The sequence below is a fragment of the Streptomyces sp. NPDC002004 genome, from assembly GCF_053593975.1.
This window is the reverse complement of record NZ_JBSFDP010000002.1, coordinates 175211-192154: the sequence shown is the minus strand read 5'-3', so window position 1 is coordinate 192154 and position 16944 is coordinate 175211. Positions and strand designations below refer to the sequence as shown.

Genomic DNA, 16944 nt, shown 5'->3' with positions numbered 1-16944 from the left:
TCTTTTCCGCTAGCTACGGAACCGGCTCAGAACTTGAGCCCGGCTTCGCGGGCGGCGTCCGCCAGGGCGGCAATGCGCCCGGCGTACTGGTTACCACCACGGTCGAACACGACGGCCTCGACACCGGCGGCCTTCGCGCGCTCGGCGACCAGGGCGCCGACCTGCTTGGCCTGCGCGGACTTGTCGCCCTCGCCACCGCGGATCGAGCTGTCCAGCGTGGACGCCGACGCCAGGGTGTGACCCTTGAGGTCGTCGATCACCTGCGCCACGATGTGGCGGTTGGAGCGGGTCACGACCAGACGGGGACGCTCCGCCGAACCGGCGATCCGCTTGCGGATCCGGATGTGACGGCGCTTGATCGCGGCGCGCTTGTAGGCGTCGCCCTTCAGGATCTTCTGCCCGTATGCCATGGCTTACTTACCCGCCTTTCCGACCTTGCGGCGGATGACTTCGCCCTCGTACTTGACACCCTTGGCCTTGTACGGGTCGGGCTTGCGCAGCTTGCGGATGTTGGCCGCAACCTCGCCGACCTTCTGCTTGTCGATGCCCTCGACCGAGAAACGGGTCGGGGTCTCCACCTTGAAGGAGATGCCCTCGGGCGCCTCGACCAGGATCGGGTGGCTGTAGCCGAGCGAGAACTCGAGGTTCGAGCCCTTCGCCGCGACGCGGTAGCCGACACCGCTGATCTCGAGCTTCTTCACGTAACCCTGGGTCACGCCGGTGATCATGTTCGCCACCAGCGTGCGGGACAGGCCGTGCAGGGCCTTGTTCTGACGCTCGTCGTTCGGGCGGGTCACCGAGAGGGTGCCGTCTTCGCCCTTAGCGATGTCGATCGGCGCGACGACGGTGTGGGAGAGGGTGCCCTTGGGGCCCTTCACCTGGACCGTACGGCCGTCGATGGTGACGTCCACGCCGGCGGGAACCGTGATGGGGAGCTTGCCAATGCGCGACATAGCTGTTTCCTCCGTTCCCTTCCGTTACCAGACGTAGGCGAGGACTTCCCCACCCACGCCCTTCTTGCCGGCCTGCTTGTCGGTGAGGAGCCCGTGCGACGTGGAGATGATCGCCACGCCGAGGCCGCCCAGCACCTTCGGCAGGTTGGTGGACTTCGCGTACACCCGGAGACCGGGCTTGGAGATCCGCTTGATGCCCGCGATGGAGCGCTCACGGTTCGGGCCGAACTTCAGCTCGAGGACGAGGTTCTTGCCAACCTCGGCGTCCTCGACGCGCCAGCCCGTGATGAAGCCCTCCTGCTGGAGGATCTCCGCGATGTGCGACTTGATCTTCGATGCCGGCATCGTCACGGAGTCGTGGTATGCCGAGTTCGCGTTCCGCAGACGCGTAAGCATGTCTGCGATCGGATCAGTCATGGTCATGAATTGGCCTTCGGCCTCTCTCGCCGGGGTTTCCTGGTGCGCCATCCCTCTCCCCGATCCGAGACGGGACGGGTGCGGCGCGGTGGACCTACGGCGTAGTAAGTCGTACGGGCACGGCAGGCGCCCAACCCCACAAGCCTACGGCATGTGAGGTGGGCCTCCTGCCGGACCCAGATGCTTACCGAGAGTCCTGTATCAACCCAACTGGGTTGTTACCAGGAGCTCTTGGTCACGCCCGGCAGCTCGCCACGGTGAGCCATCTCACGAAGGCACACGCGGCACAGGCCGAACTTGCGGTACACGGAGTGCGGACGGCCGCAGCGCTGGCAGCGGGTGTACGCACGCACACCGAACTTGGGCTTACGAGCAGCCTTGGCAATGAGAGCCTTCTTCGCCATCTCGCTTACGCCTCCTTGAACGGGAAGCCGAGGTGACGGAGAAGGGCACGGCCCTCAGCGTCGTTGGTCGCCGTGGTCACCACGGTGATGTCCATACCCCGGACGCGGTCGATCTTGTCCTGGTCGATCTCGTGGAACATGACCTGCTCGGTGAGACCGAAGGTGTAGTTGCCACGGCCGTCGAACTGCTTGGGGGACAGACCACGGAAGTCGCGGATACGCGGCAGCGCGAGCGACAGGGTGCGGTCCAGGAACTCCCACATGCGGTCGCCACGGAGCGTGACGTGGGCACCGATCGGCTGACCCTCACGCAGCTTGAACTGCGCGATGGACTTACGGGCCTTGGTGACGGCCGGCTTCTGGCCGGTGATCGTGGTGAGGTCGCGGATGGCGCCCTCGATCAGCTTGGAGTCGCGGGCGGCGTCGCCCACACCCATGTTGACCACGATCTTGACGAGGCCGGGAACCTGCATGACGTTCTCGTACGAGAACTCCTCACGCAGCTTGCCCGCGATCTCCTCGCGGTACTTCGTCTTGAGACGCGGAGTCGTGGTGGTAGCCATCAGATGTCCTCACCCGTCCGCTTGGCAACGCGGATCTTGTTGCCCTCGTCGTCGAAGCGGTAACCGACGCGCGTGACGACCTTCTGACCGTCCTTCTCCACGACCAGCTGAACGTTGGACACGTGGATGGGGGCCTCGGTGGTCACGATGCCGCCGGCCTGGGAACCACTGGCGGTCGGGCCGGCCTTCGTGTGCTTCTTGACCCGGTTGACACCCTCGACCAGGACGCGCTCCTCGCGCGGGTAAGCGGCAATGACCTTGCCCTGCTTGCCCTTGTCCTTACCGGTGATGACCTGGACCAGGTCGCCCTTCTTGATCTTCATGCTTACAGCACCTCCGGCGCGAGCGAGATGATCTTCATGAACTTCTTCTCGCGCAGCTCACGGCCCACGGGGCCGAAGATACGGGTGCCACGAGGGTCGCCGTCGTTCTTCAGAATGACGGCGGCGTTCTCGTCGAAGCGGATGTACGAGCCGTCCGGACGACGGCGCTCCTTGACGGTGCGAACGATGACCGCCTTGACGACGTCACCCTTCTTCACGTTGCCACCGGGGATCGCGTCCTTGACGGTGGCGACGATGACGTCACCGATGCCCGCGTAGCGGCGACCGGAGCCACCGAGCACACGGATGCAAAGGATCTCCTTCGCACCAGTGTTGTCGGCGACACGCAGTCGCGACTCCTGCTGGATCACGTCTATCTCCTGATCGTCTGCCGGTTCCCCGGGGGCCGCTCAGTGAGCGGCCCCCGGAGCCTGGCGGAACTGTCCTGCGGGATGTGCCCCGCAGGCCTACTTGTTGGAATTCCCTTGCGGGAATTACCTACTTGGCCTTCTCGAGGATCTCGACGACGCGCCAGCGCTTGTTGGCGGACAGCGGCCGGGTCTCCATGAGGAGGACGCGGTCGCCGACACCAGCGGCGTTCTGCTCGTCGTGCGCCTTGAGCTTGTTGGTACGGCGGATGACCTTGCCGTACAGCGCGTGCTTGACGCGGTCCTCGACGGCGACGACGACGGTCTTGTCCATCTTGTCGCTGACGACCAGACCCTCACGGGTCTTGCGGAAACCGCGCTCGGTCTTGTTCTCAGTCACGTTGCTCTCGCTCATCAGGCGCTCTCCACCGTCTCGATACCGAGCTCGCGCTCACGCATCAGGGTGTAGATCCGGGCGATGTCCTTACGGACCGCCTTCAGACGGCCGTGGTTCTCGAGCTGACCGGTCGCCGCCTGGAAGCGGAGGTTGAACAGCTCTTCCTTGGCCTCGCGGAGCTTCGCCAGAAGCTCCTCGTTGCCCAGCTCACGCAGCTCGGACGCCTTGGTACCGGCCGACATCACACTTCACCTGCCTCGCGCTTAACGATCTTGCACTTCATCGGCAGCTTGTGTGCCGCACGGGTCAGGGCCTCGCGCGCGATCTTCTCGTTCGGGAACGACAGCTCGAACATCACCCGACCGGGCTTGACGTTCGCGACCCACCACTCCGGCGAACCCTTACCGGAACCCATGCGGGTCTCGGCAGGCTTCTTGGTCAGCGGGCGGTCCGGGTAGATGTTGATCCAGACCTTGCCGCCACGCTTGATGTGGCGGGTCATCGCGATACGAGCCGCCTCGATCTGGCGGTTGGTCACGTACGCCGGGGTGAGCGCCTGGATGCCGTACTCGCCGAACGCAACCTGCGTACCACCCTTGGACATACCGCTGCGCTTCGGGTGGTGCTGCTTGCGGTGCTTGACCCTACGGGGGATCAGCATTTCGGTCAGGCCTCCGTTCCGGTGCTCTCAGCCGGAGCGGCGGCGGGAGCCTCGGCCTTGGGGGCCTCGGCAGCCTGAGCCTGCTGCGGCTTACGACCGCGACCGCCACGCTCGCCACCGCGGCCACCACGGGCCGGGCGGTCGGCACCGCCACGAGCCGGGCGGTTGCCGGCACGGGCGGCGGCGTTCTCGGCGCGGACCTCGGCGATGTTCTTGACGTCGCCCTTGTAGATCCAGACCTTCACACCGATGCGGCCGAAGGTCGTCTTGGCCTCGAAGAAGCCGTAGTCGACGTTCGCGCGGAGCGTGTGCAGGGGCACGCGGCCCTCGCGGTAGAACTCCGAGCGGGACATCTCGGCGCCGCCGAGACGGCCACCACACTGGATCTTGATGCCCTTGGCGCCCGCCTTCATGGCCGACTGCATGCTCTTGCGCATGGCACGGCGGAAGGAGACGCGGGAGGACAGCTGCTCGGCAACGGCCTGGGCAACCAGCTGAGCGTCGGTCTCGGGGTTCTTGACCTCGAGGATGTTCAGCTGGACCTGCTTGCCCGTGAGCTTCTCGAGGTCACCGCGGATGCGGTCGGCCTCGGCGCCACGGCGGCCGATGACGATGCCCGGGCGGGCGGTGTGGATGTCCACGCGGACACGGTCACGGGTGCGCTCGATCTCAACCTTCGAGATGCCGGCGCGCTCCATGCCGGACGTCATCATCCGACGGATGGCGACGTCTTCCTTGACGTAGTCCTTGTACAGCTTGTCGGCGTACCAGCGGGACTTGAAGTCCGTGGTGATGCCGAGCCGGAACCCGTGCGGGTTTACCTTCTGGCCCATTACCGGGTTCCTTCCTTGCTGCTGACGACCACGGTGATGTGGCTGGTCCGCTTGCGGATCCGGTAGGCACGGCCCTGGGCACGCGGACGGAACCGCTTCAGGGTCGGGCCCTCGTCAACGAAGGCCTCGGAAACAAAGAGGCTGTCGACATCGGTGTGGTCGTAGTTGTGCGCGGCATTGGCGATGGCGCTGTCCAGCACCTTGCCGACCGGCACGCTCGCGGCCTGCGGGGCGAAACGCAGGACCGCCTGAGCCTCCGCGGCGTCCATGCCACGGATGAGGTCCACCACGCGGCGGGCCTTCATGGGCGTGACGCGGATGTACCGCGCCTGGGCCCTGGCTTCCATGGTTGTCCCTTCAGTGTCTGACACGTTCGTCATTGGTCGTTACACCCCGCTGACTAGCGGCGCTTCGACTTCCGGTCGTCCTTGACGTGACCCCGGAAGGTGCGCGTCGGCGAGAACTCGCCGAGCTTGTGGCCGACCATCGACTCGGTGACGAACACCGGGATGTGGGTCTTGCCGTTGTGCACCGCGATCGTGTGGCCGAGCATGGCCGGGATGATCATCGAGCGGCGGGACCAGGTCTTGATGACGTTCTTGGTGCCGGCTTCGTTCTGGGCGTCCACCTTCTTGATCAGGTGGTCGTCGACGAAGGGCCCCTTCTTGAGACTGCGCGGCATCTAAACCCGCTCCTAGCGCTTCTTGTTCGTCTTGCGGCGGCGGACGATGTACTTGTTGCTCGCCTTCTTGGGAGAACGAGTACGACCCTCCTTCTGACCCCACGGGGAGACCGGGTGGCGACCACCGGAGGTCTTGCCCTCACCACCACCGTGCGGGTGGTCAACCGGGTTCATCGCCACACCGCGAACGGTCGGGCGGACGCCCAGCCAGCGCTTACGGCCGGCCTTGCCCCAGTTGATGTTGCTCTGCTCGGCGTTGCCGACCTCGCCGACGGTGGCGCGGCAGCGCACGTCGACCAGGCGGATCTCACCGGAGGGCATGCGGAGGTGGGCGTAGGAGCCCTCCTTCGCGAGCAGCTGCACGGAGGCACCGGCGGAGCGGGCGAACTTGGCGCCGCCACCGGGGCGGAGCTCGATCGCGTGCAGCGTCGTACCGACCGGGATGTTGCGGAGCGCCAGGTTGTTGCCCGGCTTGATGTCGGCCCCGGGACCGTTCTCGACGCGGTCACCCTGCTGCAGGTTGCGCGGGGCGAGGATGTAGCGCTTCTCGCCGTCGGCGTAGTGCAGCAGCGCGATGCGCGCGGTGCGGTTGGGGTCGTACTCGATGTGCGCGACCTTCGCCGGCACGCCGTCCTTGTCGTGACGACGGAAGTCGATCACACGGTAGGCGCGCTTGTGTCCGCCACCCTGGTGGCGAACGGTCACACGACCGGCGTTGTTACGGCCGCCCTTGCTGTGCAGCGGGCGGACCAGCGACTTCTCCGGCGTGGACCGCGTGACCTCGACGAAGTCGGCGACGCTGGAGCCACGACGGCCCGGAGTCGTCGGCTTGTACTTGCGGATACCCATTTCTCAGTCCTCGTCCGATATCGGACCAAGGCGCTCCGTTAGGAGGCCTGGCCGAAGATGTCGATACGGTCGCCCTCGGCAAGGGTCACGATCGCGCGCTTGCTGTCGGCACGCTTGCCGAAGCCGGTGCGGGTGCGCTTGCGCTTGCCCTGGCGGTTGATCGTGTTGACCCCGGTGACCTTGACCGAGAAGACCGCCTGGACGGCCTCCTTGATCTGGGTCTTGTTGGCCCGCGGGTCGACGATGAACGTGTACTTGTTCTCGTCGATGAGCGCGTAGCTCTTCTCGGAGACGACCGGCTTGACGAGAACGTCACGGGGGTCCGTGAAGCTCTTGCTCAGCGGAGTCTCGACAGTGTTCTTGCCCTCGGTGGCGTGACGCTTCGCCTTGGCGACGCGCGCGGCCTTGGCGGCCTTGGCGGCCTTCGAGGCGATGCTCGGGTGACGCGTAGCCATCAGGCCTCGCTCCCTTCGGTGTCAGTGGCCTTCGGGCCGGACACGAAGGACTCGAAGGCGGCCTGGGTGAAGACCACGTCGTCCGAGACGAGAACGTCGTACGTGTTCAGCTGGCCCGGCTCCAGGATGTGAACCTGGGGCAGGTTGCGGGCGGACAGCCACGCGGCCTCGTCGGCACGCTCGACGACGAGCAGCAGGTTCTTGCGCTCGCTGATCTTGCCGAACAGGACCTTGGCGTCCTTGGTGGACGGGGTCTCGCCCGCGATCACGCCGGAGACGACGTGGATGCGGTTGTGACGGGCCCGGTCGGTGAGGGCACCGCGCAGGGCGGCGGCCTTCATCTTCTTCGGGGTCCGCTGCGAGTAGTCACGCGGCTGCGGGCCGTGGACGACGCCACCGCCGGCGAACTGCGGCGCACGGGTCGAACCCTGACGGGCGCGGCCGGTGCCCTTCTGGCGGTACGGCTTCTTGCCACCGCCGCGGACCTCGCCACGGGTCTTGGTCTTGTGCGTGCCCTGGCGGGCAGCGGCCAGCTGCGCGACGACGACCTGGTGGATCAGCGGAACGCTGACCTTGGCGTCGAAGATCTCCGCGGGGAGCTCGACGGACCCGGCCTTGTCGCCAGCAGGCGAAAGGATGTCAATGGTGCTCATCGGTTACCTCAGGCCCCCTTGGCCGCGGTACGGACCAGGACGAGGCCGCCGTTCGGACCGGGAACCGCGCCCTTGATGAGCAGCAGACCCTTCTCCGCGTCAACGGCGTGGACGGTCAGGTTCTGGGTGGTGACCCGCTCGTTGCCCATGCGGCCAGCCATACGGAGGCCCTTGAACACACGGCCCGGGGTGGCGCAGCCACCGATGGAACCGGGAGAGCGGTGCTTGCGCTGGGTGCCGTGTCCGGCGCCGAGGCCACGGAAGTTGTGGCGCTTCATGACACCGGCGAAGCCCTTGCCCTTGCTCTTGCCGGTGACGTCGACCTTGACGCCGGCCTCGAAGGTCTCGGCGGTCACTTCCTGGCCGAGGGTGTACTCGCTGGCGTCAGCGGTACGGATCTCGACGAGGTGGCGACGGGGGGTGACGTCGGCCTTGGCGAAGTGGCCCTTGAGGGGCTTGTTCACCTTGCGCGGGTCGATCTCGCCGAAGGCGATCTGGACCGACTCGTAGCCGTCGGTGTCGTTCGTACGGACCTGGGTAACGACGCAGGGCCCGGCCTTGACGACGGTGACCGGAACAACACGGTTGTTCTCGTCCCACACCTGCGTCATGCCGAGCTTCTCGCCCAGGATGCCCTTGATCTGCTTAGCCATCTCTCAGATCACCGGCCTCAGAGCTTGATCTCGATGTCGACACCGGCCGGAAGGTCGAGTCGCATCAGAGAGTCAACGGTCTTGGGGGTCGGGTCGAGGATGTCGATCAGGCGCTTGTGCGTGCGCATCTCGAAGTGCTCGCGCGAGTCCTTGTACTTGTGCGGCGACTTGATGACGCAGTACACGTTCTTCTCAGTGGGCAGCGGCACCGGGCCCGCGACCGACGCACCAGTACGGGTCACCGTCTCGACGATCTTCTTCGCCGAGGAGTCGATGACCTCGTGGTCGTAGGCCTTGAGCCGGATGCGGATCTTCTGTCCCGCCATGGCTACTTCGTAGTCCTGTCTCTCGTAAACGCTCTGGAACCCGGCATCTGCTCCGCTTTTCTCCGACCCACGCGGTCGGGCGTGTCGCGCTCCCGCTGACATGGATATCCCTGAGGATTTCCCTGCTGGGGGGCACGGCCGAAACCGCAGGACCGGCGCTGAGCCGCAATCGACCGAAGCCGCGTGACACCGGGTGCCTGGCCGAGGCACCCCGCTGACACTTCCCGGAAGATTCCCGTACGTCCGCCCCAGCGCTGCCTTACGGCAGTTGGAGCGACGAGTACTGTGGGACTCGCTTCCAGTCCTCCCGGCGGGAGGCGCGCAGCATCGGCACTCAACCGAGCAACCCCGATAGTCTGCCATACGGGGTGCTGGGCTGGCCAATCGAGCCGAAGACATTACCCCGGGGCGAGTTCACGTCAAACCCGCGGCGCGGGCGCGCCGACGATGCGGCTTCCGCGGTCGGTGGGGTGGGTGCCGACGCACCGACGTGGTGCGCGTGCGCGCGTACACAGGGTGGCCACCCCTGTCCATACGTCCCGGCCGTCGCGCGGCAGGCCCCGACCGGGCAACGAGCCCCTGCGCGAGCCACCCTTCCGTCTCCTGAGGGACGGCAGGGCCGCGACGATCGCCACCCCCCTCCGGAAGTCCCGCGGAAGCGGCGCCGAAGCCGCCACGGAGCCACGTCGAGGCCACCACGGAGTCATGTCGCAGCCGCCACGGAGCCGGCACACCTTCGCAGCCGCCACAAGCCATGGGGATAGCCCGGCGGCGCCGAAGAGGAGGACCACGCCGGTCGAGGCTTTCCCGTCGATACCTCACGGACCGTGAGCCCTGGATTGCGCCCTGCTGTCGCCGCGCACCCGCGACGGTTCCGACCGCCGGATGGTTCATCGATTCTCGGCCGAAGAGGCCAGGTGAGGAGCGGTGAGTGCCGCCCAGGGTGCCACCGTCGAATCCTCGTCGGTGGGGCACAAGCGCCGCACCGCCCACTCTTTCGATCACGCAGCCGGCCGCCGCGGCCATTCGACATCCCTTTTGTCTGATATGCCCCTGTTTTTCGGCATGAAATCAGAAGTCAACCATGACTTAAAAGCCAGGCATGAAATTCCTTTTCGGATTGCTAGTGTTGTTTTTGCAACGGAGGGGGGTGATTTACATGGACAACATCCAGGAGCTGGACCTCAACGCGCTTGAGATCTCGGACCTGCTGGCCGACTCGGGCAAGGATGACGAGACGCTGTCCCAGGTGATGGCAGCTTCGTGCACATGCAGTGGCTGTGCATGCAGTTCTTCGTCCTCGTCCTCGTCCTGATATCAGCGATGAGGTCGGCTGCTGCCGGGGCACGTGCCTTCTCAGTGAGGCCGGTCCCGGCAGCAGCCTTTTTTGTGGAAGAACCGCGCGAAATGGGTACGACACGGTGTCGGGAGGCTTGCCGGTGCATCTGTTGGTGACGATCCCCGTGGACCAGGGCGGGTCCCTTGTGCCGCAGGGATTTCGAGGCGTCGTCACGGACCTGTTCGCCTCGGCGCAGCCCTTCCGGAACGGCGACTACTTCTTCGTACGGACCTGGGACCAGGAAAGCGGAGGCGACTGCTTCCACATCAGTCTCGAATCCGAGCAGGTCACCCTGTCCGAGGCACGCGACCGCGTCCGTCAGGTGACGACGGCCCGCGGATTCACTCCGTCCTTCGAGGAGATCCCCTTCGAGAAGGTCCCCTCACCGCTGTGGAATTCCGGACTCGCCGGCTCCGAATTCGACGCGGCCTCCAAGAGGCTCTATCGGGCCGTGGCACCGGCCCTGGTCGAGTTCGCGGCGGCACTGGGCGACGACGCCACCCGGAACTACCTTCTCGCCCTCCGCCTGATGGTCGCCCACTCCGCAGCGACATTGCTGGAATCCGAACAGCTGGACGTGCCGTCACTGTCTTTCGACGACCTGCTCCCCCTGCGACTGCTCAGCTACCGCTCGCATTACGAGGGCATCTACGCCCGGGTGAACGATCCCGAATCCTTCGAGCGCCGCTATGCCGCGTACTACGACGGCCTCGGCGCCCACGCCCGGGAATTCATCGCCTCCCGCCTGGCATCGCCGCTGCCCGACGCCGACGACACATTGATCCGCCCCTGGGCCGACGCAATGCGTGCGCAGTTCGCCGAGGTGCGCGAAAGCTTCCGGGCCGGCCGGATCGTCGACGACGGCCCCACACTGGCGGATCTCAAGGACAGGGAGGAACCGCTGCGGCCGACGCGCTTCCACACCTTCATGTCGGAGGCGATGGAACAGCTGCTGCACCGGAACCCGGACTTCCTGGCCTTCCGCATCCAGACCAGCCTGCTCTACAGCTGCCTGCACACGCTGGGCTTCGGCCTGGTGGAGCGCTATCTGTTCTGCTACATCCTCGCGCGCGCCAACGAGGACGTTGCGGGGAAGTCCACGCAGGAGCTCCAGCAAGGACTCGGCTCGCTCGCGAGGCTGCTCGCGAGCTGATGCCCCGGGTGCGGCTGCGCGCGGATGATCACGCCCATCGCAGCGCGCAGCCGAGCATGTGCCGCTCCGCACCGCCGGTCATGTGCTGCCACGGACCCGGACCGCCCTCAGGTCGCCGTGATCACCGTGGCATCGTGCGGCTCATCGACCGTCGGAGAGATTCCGTCCGGCCCGCCCGTGCAGCGCGATCCCGGCCGAGACGGAGACGTTCAGCGACTCCGCCGACGGGTTGATCGGGATCGACACCGAGTTCGCCGCGATGCCTTCGAAACCGCTCGACGTGCCGGTCTTCTCGCTGCCGAACAGGAGCGCGAGCCGCTCGTCGAGGCCACGGAGATCGTCGACGGTGAAATCACCCTCGGCGTCGAAGGCCATCAGCCGCATGCCGCTGTCGCGGAAGTAGTCGATCGCCTCCTCCCGGGACGCGAGGACGATCGGGAGCGAGAACACGTATCCCCGGCTCGCCCTGACGAGCCGCCGGTCCGCGATGCTGACGAGATCACTGTCCACGAGGACGATGCCCGCGGCTCCGAGCGCGAAGGACGTCCGGACGATGGCACCGATGTTCCCGACGATCTTCACCCCGTCCAGGACGATGACGTCGCCGGTCGAGCCGGCCAGATCGTCGAAGCCACGAGGCCTCGGGACCCGGGCGATACCGAACGTCTTGGGGCGCTTGTCGGTCTTGAACACCTGGTTGACGATCGAGGACTCGATCAGACGCAGCGGAATGTTCCGCTGCTGACAGGCATCGAGCAGTTCGCTCGGCACGGGACTGCTGTCGGTGCCGTAGACCTCGATGAAGTCCAGCCCCGCGCGAATGCATTCGAGCAGCGGCTCCGTGTCCTCGATCAGCGCCGTCCGGACAACGGATCTCGAATGCTTGGTGACGTCGATGATTCTCTGTACGGCGGGATCGGATTTCCCGGTGATGACGTCGAGGCTGGTCATGGCGGAATTTTACATGATCGGTTCAGGCGGTCGTCGGCCCGGCCTCCGAAGGGACCGGGCCCGCGCAACCGAGGCCGCGCACGGCCGGAGCCACTCCCGGACCCGACCGCACCCGCCCGAACCGCCGCCGCCGGATGCTCCTTGGGGGGTGGTGCGGTGCCACCGGGCAGCACGGTGCTCACTCATGCCGGACAGCGGTGATCAGCCACACCGCCGAGCCGTAGTGCACCCCTTCGCGGGAGTGATGCGTGCGCAGGTTCTCGCGCAGTTCGTCGTGGGCCTTCGCCACGGTGCTCGCGTCGACGCCGCGCAGCATCCAGCCGAACTGGCCGATGACGAACCGCTCGGCGTCCTCGACGTCGTCGCCGAGGTACATCGGCCGGCGCAGGCCCTCGACCTCGATGCCGGCGAACCCCGCCCCGCTCAGCAGCGCACGCACCTGGCCGGGATCGCTCAACGAACCGGGTGTGGGCGTCGTTCCGGGCAGTGCGCGGCCCGCCGCGAAGATCTCCCGGAAGGTACGCATCCACTCGTTGTGTTCCACCGGCTGCCAGGAGAGCATCGCCAGCCGCCCGCCGGGGCACAGTGCCGAGGCGATGTTGCCGAACGCCGCCGCCGGGTCGCCGAAGTAGATGGCGCCGTGCCTGCTCACCGCCAGGTCGAACCGTCCCGGTTCGAACGCGTACACCTGCGCGTCGGCCTGCACGAACGTCACGTTGGCGACCTGGTCGCGCAGCGCCCGCTGCCGCGCGAGCTCGAGCATTCCGGTGGACAGGTCGACGCCCGTCACCGTGCCCGCGCTCGCGATCCGCGCAAGGTCCCGTGTGGTCCGGCCGGTGCCGCAGCCGATGTCCAGCGCGATGGTGCGCTCCTCGGCCTGTGCGGCGGCGAGCAGCCGCTGCTGGTAGCCGGCGAGCCCCTGGTCGAACCGGTCCGCCCGCTCGACCCAGTACGCACCCAGCTCACCGTTCCACGCGCGCAGTTGCACCACATTGGACCGGTCGACGACCGACATGTACGGCCCCCCTCTGCTCTGCCTCGCGCGCGAGCCGGGTGCCGTGCACCGTCCGGCTCCCGCGCGCCTTCGCCATCCGACCGCCTGCGGTACGTGCGCGGGGCCGGTGTCCGCCGGCCGGACCCGGCTCCCACGCACCGCGGCTCATACGGGTTCCAGCTCGTCCAGCGCCCGTCGCATCACATGCGCCATGAAGGCCTCGCCGGCCGGGATGATGCCCAACCGGTTGTTGGTGGTGTGGATGTAGTTCGAAAGGCAGTGCGCGTACGTCGTCTCCCCGAGCCGGAGCTCCGCGAGATCGCCGTCCGTCACCGCACCGGGGAGGGAGCGCGCGGCGGTCAGCGCGTCCGCGTAGATGCCGTGGAGCGCGTCGGTTCTGCCCTGGTGCCAGACCGAGGTGCAGAGGTTCCGCACGTTGTCGCGCATCTTGGCGTACAGGCCCTCCCACATGGCGTCGTACCCCGCGGGCACATAGGGACGCCACCAGGCCTCGTACCTGTCGAGGAACTCCCGGCTTTCCTGGACACCCAGCCCCGAGCCGCTGAGCGACATCGCCGTGAACCTCATGGCCTCCCCGATCGGCGCCTTGAGCTCGCGGCCCGGCCGGGCGGAGAGAACGTCCAGCACGGCGACGGAGGTCGCGCTGAAGACGCGTTCGGCGATGTCGACGCCCGCGGGCCCGCCGTACTTCCGGTACTCGGGAACGTACTCGTCCCGTTCGACGGTGCCGGCCGGCCTGATGTCCGCCGGTTTCTCGCCTTCGAGGTCGGCCAGCTGGGACTGCAGGGAGACCTCGTAGGCGTACTCGTCGGACAGCTCCGCCGTGAGCTGCGGGACCGCGGCGGCCAGCGACGCCCCGACCGACTCGAGGGTGGCATCGGATGCGCCGTCGATCCTGAGCCGGATGTGCGGGCCGCCCTGCCAGTAACGGAGGAAGAAGAAACGGCCTCCGTCGCCGGCATCCCGCACGAGCGGAGCAACCGCATCGCACAGGAACCCGGTCTGCAGGGAGTGCGGCAGATAGATGTGGAATGCGCGCCAGCCACCCCGGGCCGGGCCGTTACGCCTTGTCTCGGTAGAGCTCAACGAAAAACTCCTCTGCGGCTGCCGGTCCAGGTCCCTGGTCGTACTCGTCCACGGCCGGCAGGCACTCTCGAATCGACACGTAGACGCCGTCCCGCGACAGCGCGGACTTGGCGAAGCTCCGCACGAGGTAGGGATTCCGGAAGTCCACGTACATCGGCTTGTGGACGCTCGCCTTGTGCAGGTGCTCGAAGTCGGACCAGTTCCGCGGGAGACCCCTGGTCCGGCCGGCCAGCACGTTGTACTCCGCCAGCGTCTGGCAGAGCACGAACGCGTGCCGCGGCAGGCCACGGCTGCGACGCCACTCGTCGAACGCGGTCAGCGCGGTGTACGAGTCCTTGCTCACCTCGGCCAGCAGGGGAATGTCCTTCGCCGGCACGGTCCAGGACTGCCGGTCGACGACGACGTCGCCGACCTGGAGACGGGGGGACGAGCCCGGGTACGAACTGGGATCCAGCGCGTCCCGGATGTTGTTCAACGGATGCCAGGGGTACCGCGTGGTCGGGCTCAGCGCCTCCAGCAACTGGTACAGCACGGGCACCCCGACGGGGATCAGGAAGTTCAGGGGCATCAGGTCGAGGGCTTCCCCGGCCACGGGGTCCCAGAGAACCAGGCTCCGGTTGTCGTGATCCACGCGGATGAGCAGGTCGCCGAGACCGTAGGCCTTCTGGTCCCCCGCCGCGGGCCACGACCCGGGGTAGTTGAGTACCCGGTCCGTCAGGGGCGGGTGCAGGTTGAAGTTGAACCCGAGCACCGCATTGAGATCCACCTGCCGCGGGGCGGCGCTGCGCAGGTGCTCCCGCAGCGCGGAGCGCAGCGTCCATCCGTCGACGCCCGACCCCTCGATGAACTTGCTGAACCGCGAGAAATAGACGCCGTACCCGGTGAGCACGCCGTTCACCACGACCGTGGGCTCCGGCGCGGCACCGCGGGCGAACTGGAGACGGAAGGTGATGGACGTGGGGTCCACGGAGTCCTGCACGGCCGCGCACGCGTCGGCGACTGCGCGCGGGTCGAGGCGCAGCACCCCGTCCTCCTCGACGACCTGCTTGCCGATCTCGCGCAGCGCCTGGGTGCGCCGGGTGGCGAAGTCCGCCGCGAGGACGGACTCCCGGCCCCCGAGCACATCGTCCTGCTCCGCTTCCGACAGCCGGGTGAACCGGTCGAAGAACTCCAGGAACGGCAGGGTCTCGCGGTCGCCGAAGTGCGCGAGGGCGAACGAGTACAGCCCCAGTCGCTTCACCTGCCCGTAGTCGAGCAGTGACGAGAACCTCCAGAGGCTCTCCAGGGCGGGAAGGTTCCCGGTGACGGAACCCAGGTTCCAGGTGGCGGGCAGCGCCCGTGTCCAGGCGTCCTCGTACACCGGAGAGCGGACGACCGCCTCGGGCGGGACGCCGACCTCGCACACCTCCGCGATACCGGTGATGGCCCGGTCCGCGGCCTGCAGCAGGGACTGCCGTTCCGGAGCCGAAGCGTCCGGGAAACCGGTCTCCAGCGCCCGCAGGGTGGCGAGGTGACCCGCCACGGCGGACGTGGCCCCGCTCGTCCCGGAGCCGAGGAACTCCGTCAACTTCTCGGAGTACGCAGGGTCCTGCTCGTCGAAGCCGGGGCGGTAGGACAGCAGACCGGTGCGCAGGAGCGCGTTGAGGATCTTGCGGCTGACGGCCTCGTCGCCGGTGAGCCCGGTCAGGCCCTCCAGCACCGCCGGTACGGGTGCGGAGCCCTCCGCCAGGAGTTCCAGAACGCGGTCGACGGTCGCGTCACGCTTGATCCGCACCACCGCTTCCGAGCCGCCGAACCCGTTGGCGGCGCGGGGGTCGGCCTTGATCCCGATGAACTCGACCGACGTCGCGTCCGACCGCAGCGACGAGTTCAGGAGCAGGGTGCCGAGTTCCAGGCCGCCGGGGACGCGCTGCAACGCGCCGAGCATCCAGTTCAGCAGGACGCGGTTCAGCGTCGTCTCGGAGTGGGTCGCGGTGTCGTCCGTCGTACCGTCGGCCCCGGCCAGGTCGGGCGGGAAGGCGCCGACCTCGGTGAAACGGCCGAACGGCGACGGCTTCAGGGCCGCTCGATAGGCGAAGTTGACCAGCGAGGACTCGAAGGTGCGCGCCTTGCTCGGCTTGACGGACCCGCTCTCGCCGGAGACGTACCGCTGGAGGCTCTGGTACAGCTGGTCGCCGGAGAGCTGGATGCTCTTCGCCATGGAGTCGTGGTCGAACAGCCGGCGGAAGCCGTCCCGCGCCGACTCCTTCTCCTGCTCCAGCGACGACAGCGACTCGGCGTCGCAGCGTTCCGCGCGCCGGACGAGGTCGTACCACGTCCGCAGCTCCGTCAGCGTGCCGCCGTCCAGATGCGGCTCCAGCGTCTCGATGCGGCGCAGTGCTCGATCGGCCCGCTGGTTGAAGATGTCGCGCCGCAGCCGGACGAGCTCGGTGCGCACCGAGTCGTCCATGTCCGGTACGAGCGCGGCCAGCAGATCCGACAGCTCACCTGCACGGCGCTCGCTCTCGGCGCGCAGTTCGCGCGACTCGTCGATCTTCGCCCAGGTCTGCTCGAATCGCAGGTCGTCGAGCTCGGCGACGGGCAGCCTGCCCCGCCGGTAGACGACGTAGGGACTGATGTTCACATTCATCGAGCAGCGCCCTCGATACGGCGCGAAACATTCGCGCGAGAACAGTACGGACCGGCAAGAACTCGCAAGCGGATCACGCCTCCCGGGACGCGTAGGTCCGTCGTTCCGAAAAATCGTCCGATCGCACGAGCACGAACTCCCTTTCCTGTGTTCCTTGGTCTTCCTGGTTTTCCTGGTCTTCCTGGCATGTCACGAGTCGGGGGTGACACCGGTGCGGTCACGGCGGGCGGCTCG

The 16944-nt window shown here is 67.2% G+C and carries 24 protein-coding genes; 2 read left to right on the top strand and 22 right to left on the bottom strand.

From position 1 onward, the window contains the following. Positions 1 to 26: 26 nt before the first annotated feature. From rplR to rpsJ, 18 genes are all read right to left on the bottom strand, one after another. On the bottom strand, positions 27 to 410 hold the full coding sequence (rplR, locus tag ACWCP6_RS03885) for a 50S ribosomal protein L18 (protein WP_450930717.1): 384 nt from the start codon (positions 408 to 410) through the stop codon (positions 27 to 29). A 3-nt stretch (positions 411 to 413) separates the two neighbouring features. Beyond that, positions 414 to 953, bottom strand: coding sequence for a 50S ribosomal protein L6 (rplF, locus tag ACWCP6_RS03880; RefSeq protein WP_450930716.1), 540 nt, complete (start codon positions 951 to 953; stop codon positions 414 to 416). Positions 954 to 977: 24 nt separating this feature from the next. After that, complete coding sequence (gene rpsH / locus ACWCP6_RS03875) at positions 978 to 1376, bottom strand: 30S ribosomal protein S8 (RefSeq protein ID WP_030046382.1); 399 nt, start codon at positions 1374 to 1376, stop codon at positions 978 to 980. 212 nt (positions 1377 to 1588) lie between these two features. Next, complete coding sequence (locus ACWCP6_RS03870; RefSeq protein WP_003956452.1) at positions 1589 to 1774, bottom strand: type Z 30S ribosomal protein S14; 186 nt, start codon at positions 1772 to 1774, stop codon at positions 1589 to 1591. A 5-nt stretch (positions 1775 to 1779) separates the two neighbouring features. Then, positions 1780 to 2337 (bottom strand): 50S ribosomal protein L5, encoded by a 558-nt coding sequence (gene rplE, locus ACWCP6_RS03865; RefSeq protein WP_019329632.1) that lies wholly within the window; start codon positions 2335 to 2337, stop codon positions 1780 to 1782. Further along, positions 2337 to 2660 carry a 50S ribosomal protein L24 gene (gene rplX / locus ACWCP6_RS03860; RefSeq protein WP_086726220.1) on the bottom strand — a complete coding sequence of 108 codons (324 nt, stop codon included), beginning with the start codon at positions 2658 to 2660 and terminating at the stop codon, positions 2337 to 2339. The genes rplE and rplX overlap by 1 nt, the downstream gene beginning before the upstream one ends. Positions 2661 to 2662: 2 nt before the next feature. Beyond that, the gene (gene rplN, locus ACWCP6_RS03855) at positions 2663 to 3031 is read right to left on the bottom strand and encodes a 50S ribosomal protein L14 (RefSeq protein WP_003998823.1); all 369 of its coding nucleotides are present in this window, start codon (positions 3029 to 3031) and stop codon (positions 2663 to 2665) included. 127 nt (positions 3032 to 3158) lie between these two features. Beyond that, on the bottom strand, positions 3159 to 3443 hold the full coding sequence (rpsQ, locus tag ACWCP6_RS03850) for a 30S ribosomal protein S17 (RefSeq protein WP_450930715.1): 285 nt from the start codon (positions 3441 to 3443) through the stop codon (positions 3159 to 3161). Continuing rightward, the gene (gene rpmC / locus ACWCP6_RS03845) at positions 3443 to 3667 is read right to left on the bottom strand and encodes a 50S ribosomal protein L29 (protein WP_003974259.1); all 225 of its coding nucleotides are present in this window, start codon (positions 3665 to 3667) and stop codon (positions 3443 to 3445) included. The genes rpsQ and rpmC overlap by 1 nt, the downstream gene beginning before the upstream one ends. Beyond that, entirely contained in the window at positions 3667 to 4086 is a 420-nt protein-coding gene (gene rplP, locus ACWCP6_RS03840) for a 50S ribosomal protein L16 (protein WP_450930714.1), read from the bottom strand. Before rplP ends, rpmC begins: the two co-directional genes overlap by 1 nt. Positions 4087 to 4091: 5 nt before the next feature. Next, positions 4092 to 4919, bottom strand: coding sequence for a 30S ribosomal protein S3 (gene rpsC, locus ACWCP6_RS03835; protein ID WP_450930713.1), 828 nt, complete (start codon positions 4917 to 4919; stop codon positions 4092 to 4094). Next, positions 4919 to 5266 carry a 50S ribosomal protein L22 gene (gene rplV / locus ACWCP6_RS03830; protein ID WP_450930712.1) on the bottom strand — a complete coding sequence of 116 codons (348 nt, stop codon included), beginning with the start codon at positions 5264 to 5266 and terminating at the stop codon, positions 4919 to 4921. The genes rpsC and rplV overlap by 1 nt, the downstream gene beginning before the upstream one ends. 53 nt (positions 5267 to 5319) lie before the next feature. After that, positions 5320 to 5601: a 30S ribosomal protein S19 gene (gene rpsS, locus ACWCP6_RS03825; protein WP_033528345.1), complete on the bottom strand. Its 282-nt coding sequence runs from the start codon at positions 5599 to 5601 to the stop codon at positions 5320 to 5322. 12 nt (positions 5602 to 5613) lie between these two features. After that, on the bottom strand, positions 5614 to 6450 hold the full coding sequence (gene rplB / locus ACWCP6_RS03820; protein WP_450930711.1) for a 50S ribosomal protein L2: 837 nt from the start codon (positions 6448 to 6450) through the stop codon (positions 5614 to 5616). Between the two features lie 38 nt (positions 6451 to 6488). Further along, positions 6489 to 6905 carry a 50S ribosomal protein L23 gene (rplW, locus tag ACWCP6_RS03815; protein WP_450930710.1) on the bottom strand — a complete coding sequence of 139 codons (417 nt, stop codon included), beginning with the start codon at positions 6903 to 6905 and terminating at the stop codon, positions 6489 to 6491. Then, positions 6905 to 7558, bottom strand: a complete 654-nt coding sequence (gene rplD / locus ACWCP6_RS03810; RefSeq protein WP_450930709.1) for a 50S ribosomal protein L4 — start codon at positions 7556 to 7558, stop codon at positions 6905 to 6907. The genes rplW and rplD overlap by 1 nt, the downstream gene beginning before the upstream one ends. An 8-nt stretch (positions 7559 to 7566) precedes the next feature. After that, positions 7567 to 8211 carry a 50S ribosomal protein L3 gene (gene rplC, locus ACWCP6_RS03805; protein WP_450930708.1) on the bottom strand — a complete coding sequence of 215 codons (645 nt, stop codon included), beginning with the start codon at positions 8209 to 8211 and terminating at the stop codon, positions 7567 to 7569. 17 nt (positions 8212 to 8228) lie between these two features. After that, positions 8229 to 8537, bottom strand: a complete 309-nt coding sequence (rpsJ, locus tag ACWCP6_RS03800; protein ID WP_003948644.1) for a 30S ribosomal protein S10 — start codon at positions 8535 to 8537, stop codon at positions 8229 to 8231. A 1159-nt stretch (positions 8538 to 9696) separates the two neighbouring features. On the opposite strand from rpsJ, the gene ACWCP6_RS03795 reads away from it, so the two are divergent. Beyond that, on the top strand, positions 9697 to 9852 hold the full coding sequence (locus ACWCP6_RS03795; protein ID WP_450930707.1) for a thiocillin/thiostrepton family thiazolyl peptide: 156 nt from the start codon (positions 9697 to 9699) through the stop codon (positions 9850 to 9852). Positions 9853 to 9976: 124 nt separating this feature from the next. Beyond that, entirely contained in the window at positions 9977 to 11029 is a 1053-nt protein-coding gene (locus ACWCP6_RS03790) for a hypothetical protein (RefSeq protein ID WP_450930706.1), read from the top strand. 141 nt (positions 11030 to 11170) lie between these two features. On the opposite strand, the gene nshR is transcribed toward ACWCP6_RS03790, so the two are convergent. From nshR to ACWCP6_RS03770, 4 genes are all read right to left on the bottom strand, one after another. After that, a complete protein-coding gene (nshR, locus tag ACWCP6_RS03785; RefSeq protein ID WP_450930705.1) occupies positions 11171 to 11980 on the bottom strand; it encodes an NshR/TsnR family 23S rRNA methyltransferase in 810 nt (269 codons plus the stop codon). A 178-nt stretch (positions 11981 to 12158) separates the two neighbouring features. Beyond that, on the bottom strand, positions 12159 to 12995 hold the full coding sequence (locus tag ACWCP6_RS03780) for a class I SAM-dependent methyltransferase (protein WP_450930704.1): 837 nt from the start codon (positions 12993 to 12995) through the stop codon (positions 12159 to 12161). Positions 12996 to 13139: 144 nt separating this feature from the next. After that, positions 13140 to 14081 carry a thiopeptide-type bacteriocin biosynthesis protein gene (locus tag ACWCP6_RS03775; protein WP_450930703.1) on the bottom strand — a complete coding sequence of 314 codons (942 nt, stop codon included), beginning with the start codon at positions 14079 to 14081 and terminating at the stop codon, positions 13140 to 13142. Further along, a complete protein-coding gene (locus ACWCP6_RS03770) occupies positions 14056 to 16710 on the bottom strand; it encodes a lantibiotic dehydratase (RefSeq protein WP_450930702.1) in 2655 nt (884 codons plus the stop codon). The genes ACWCP6_RS03775 and ACWCP6_RS03770 overlap by 26 nt, the downstream gene beginning before the upstream one ends. Between the last annotated feature and the right edge of the window lie 234 nt (positions 16711 to 16944).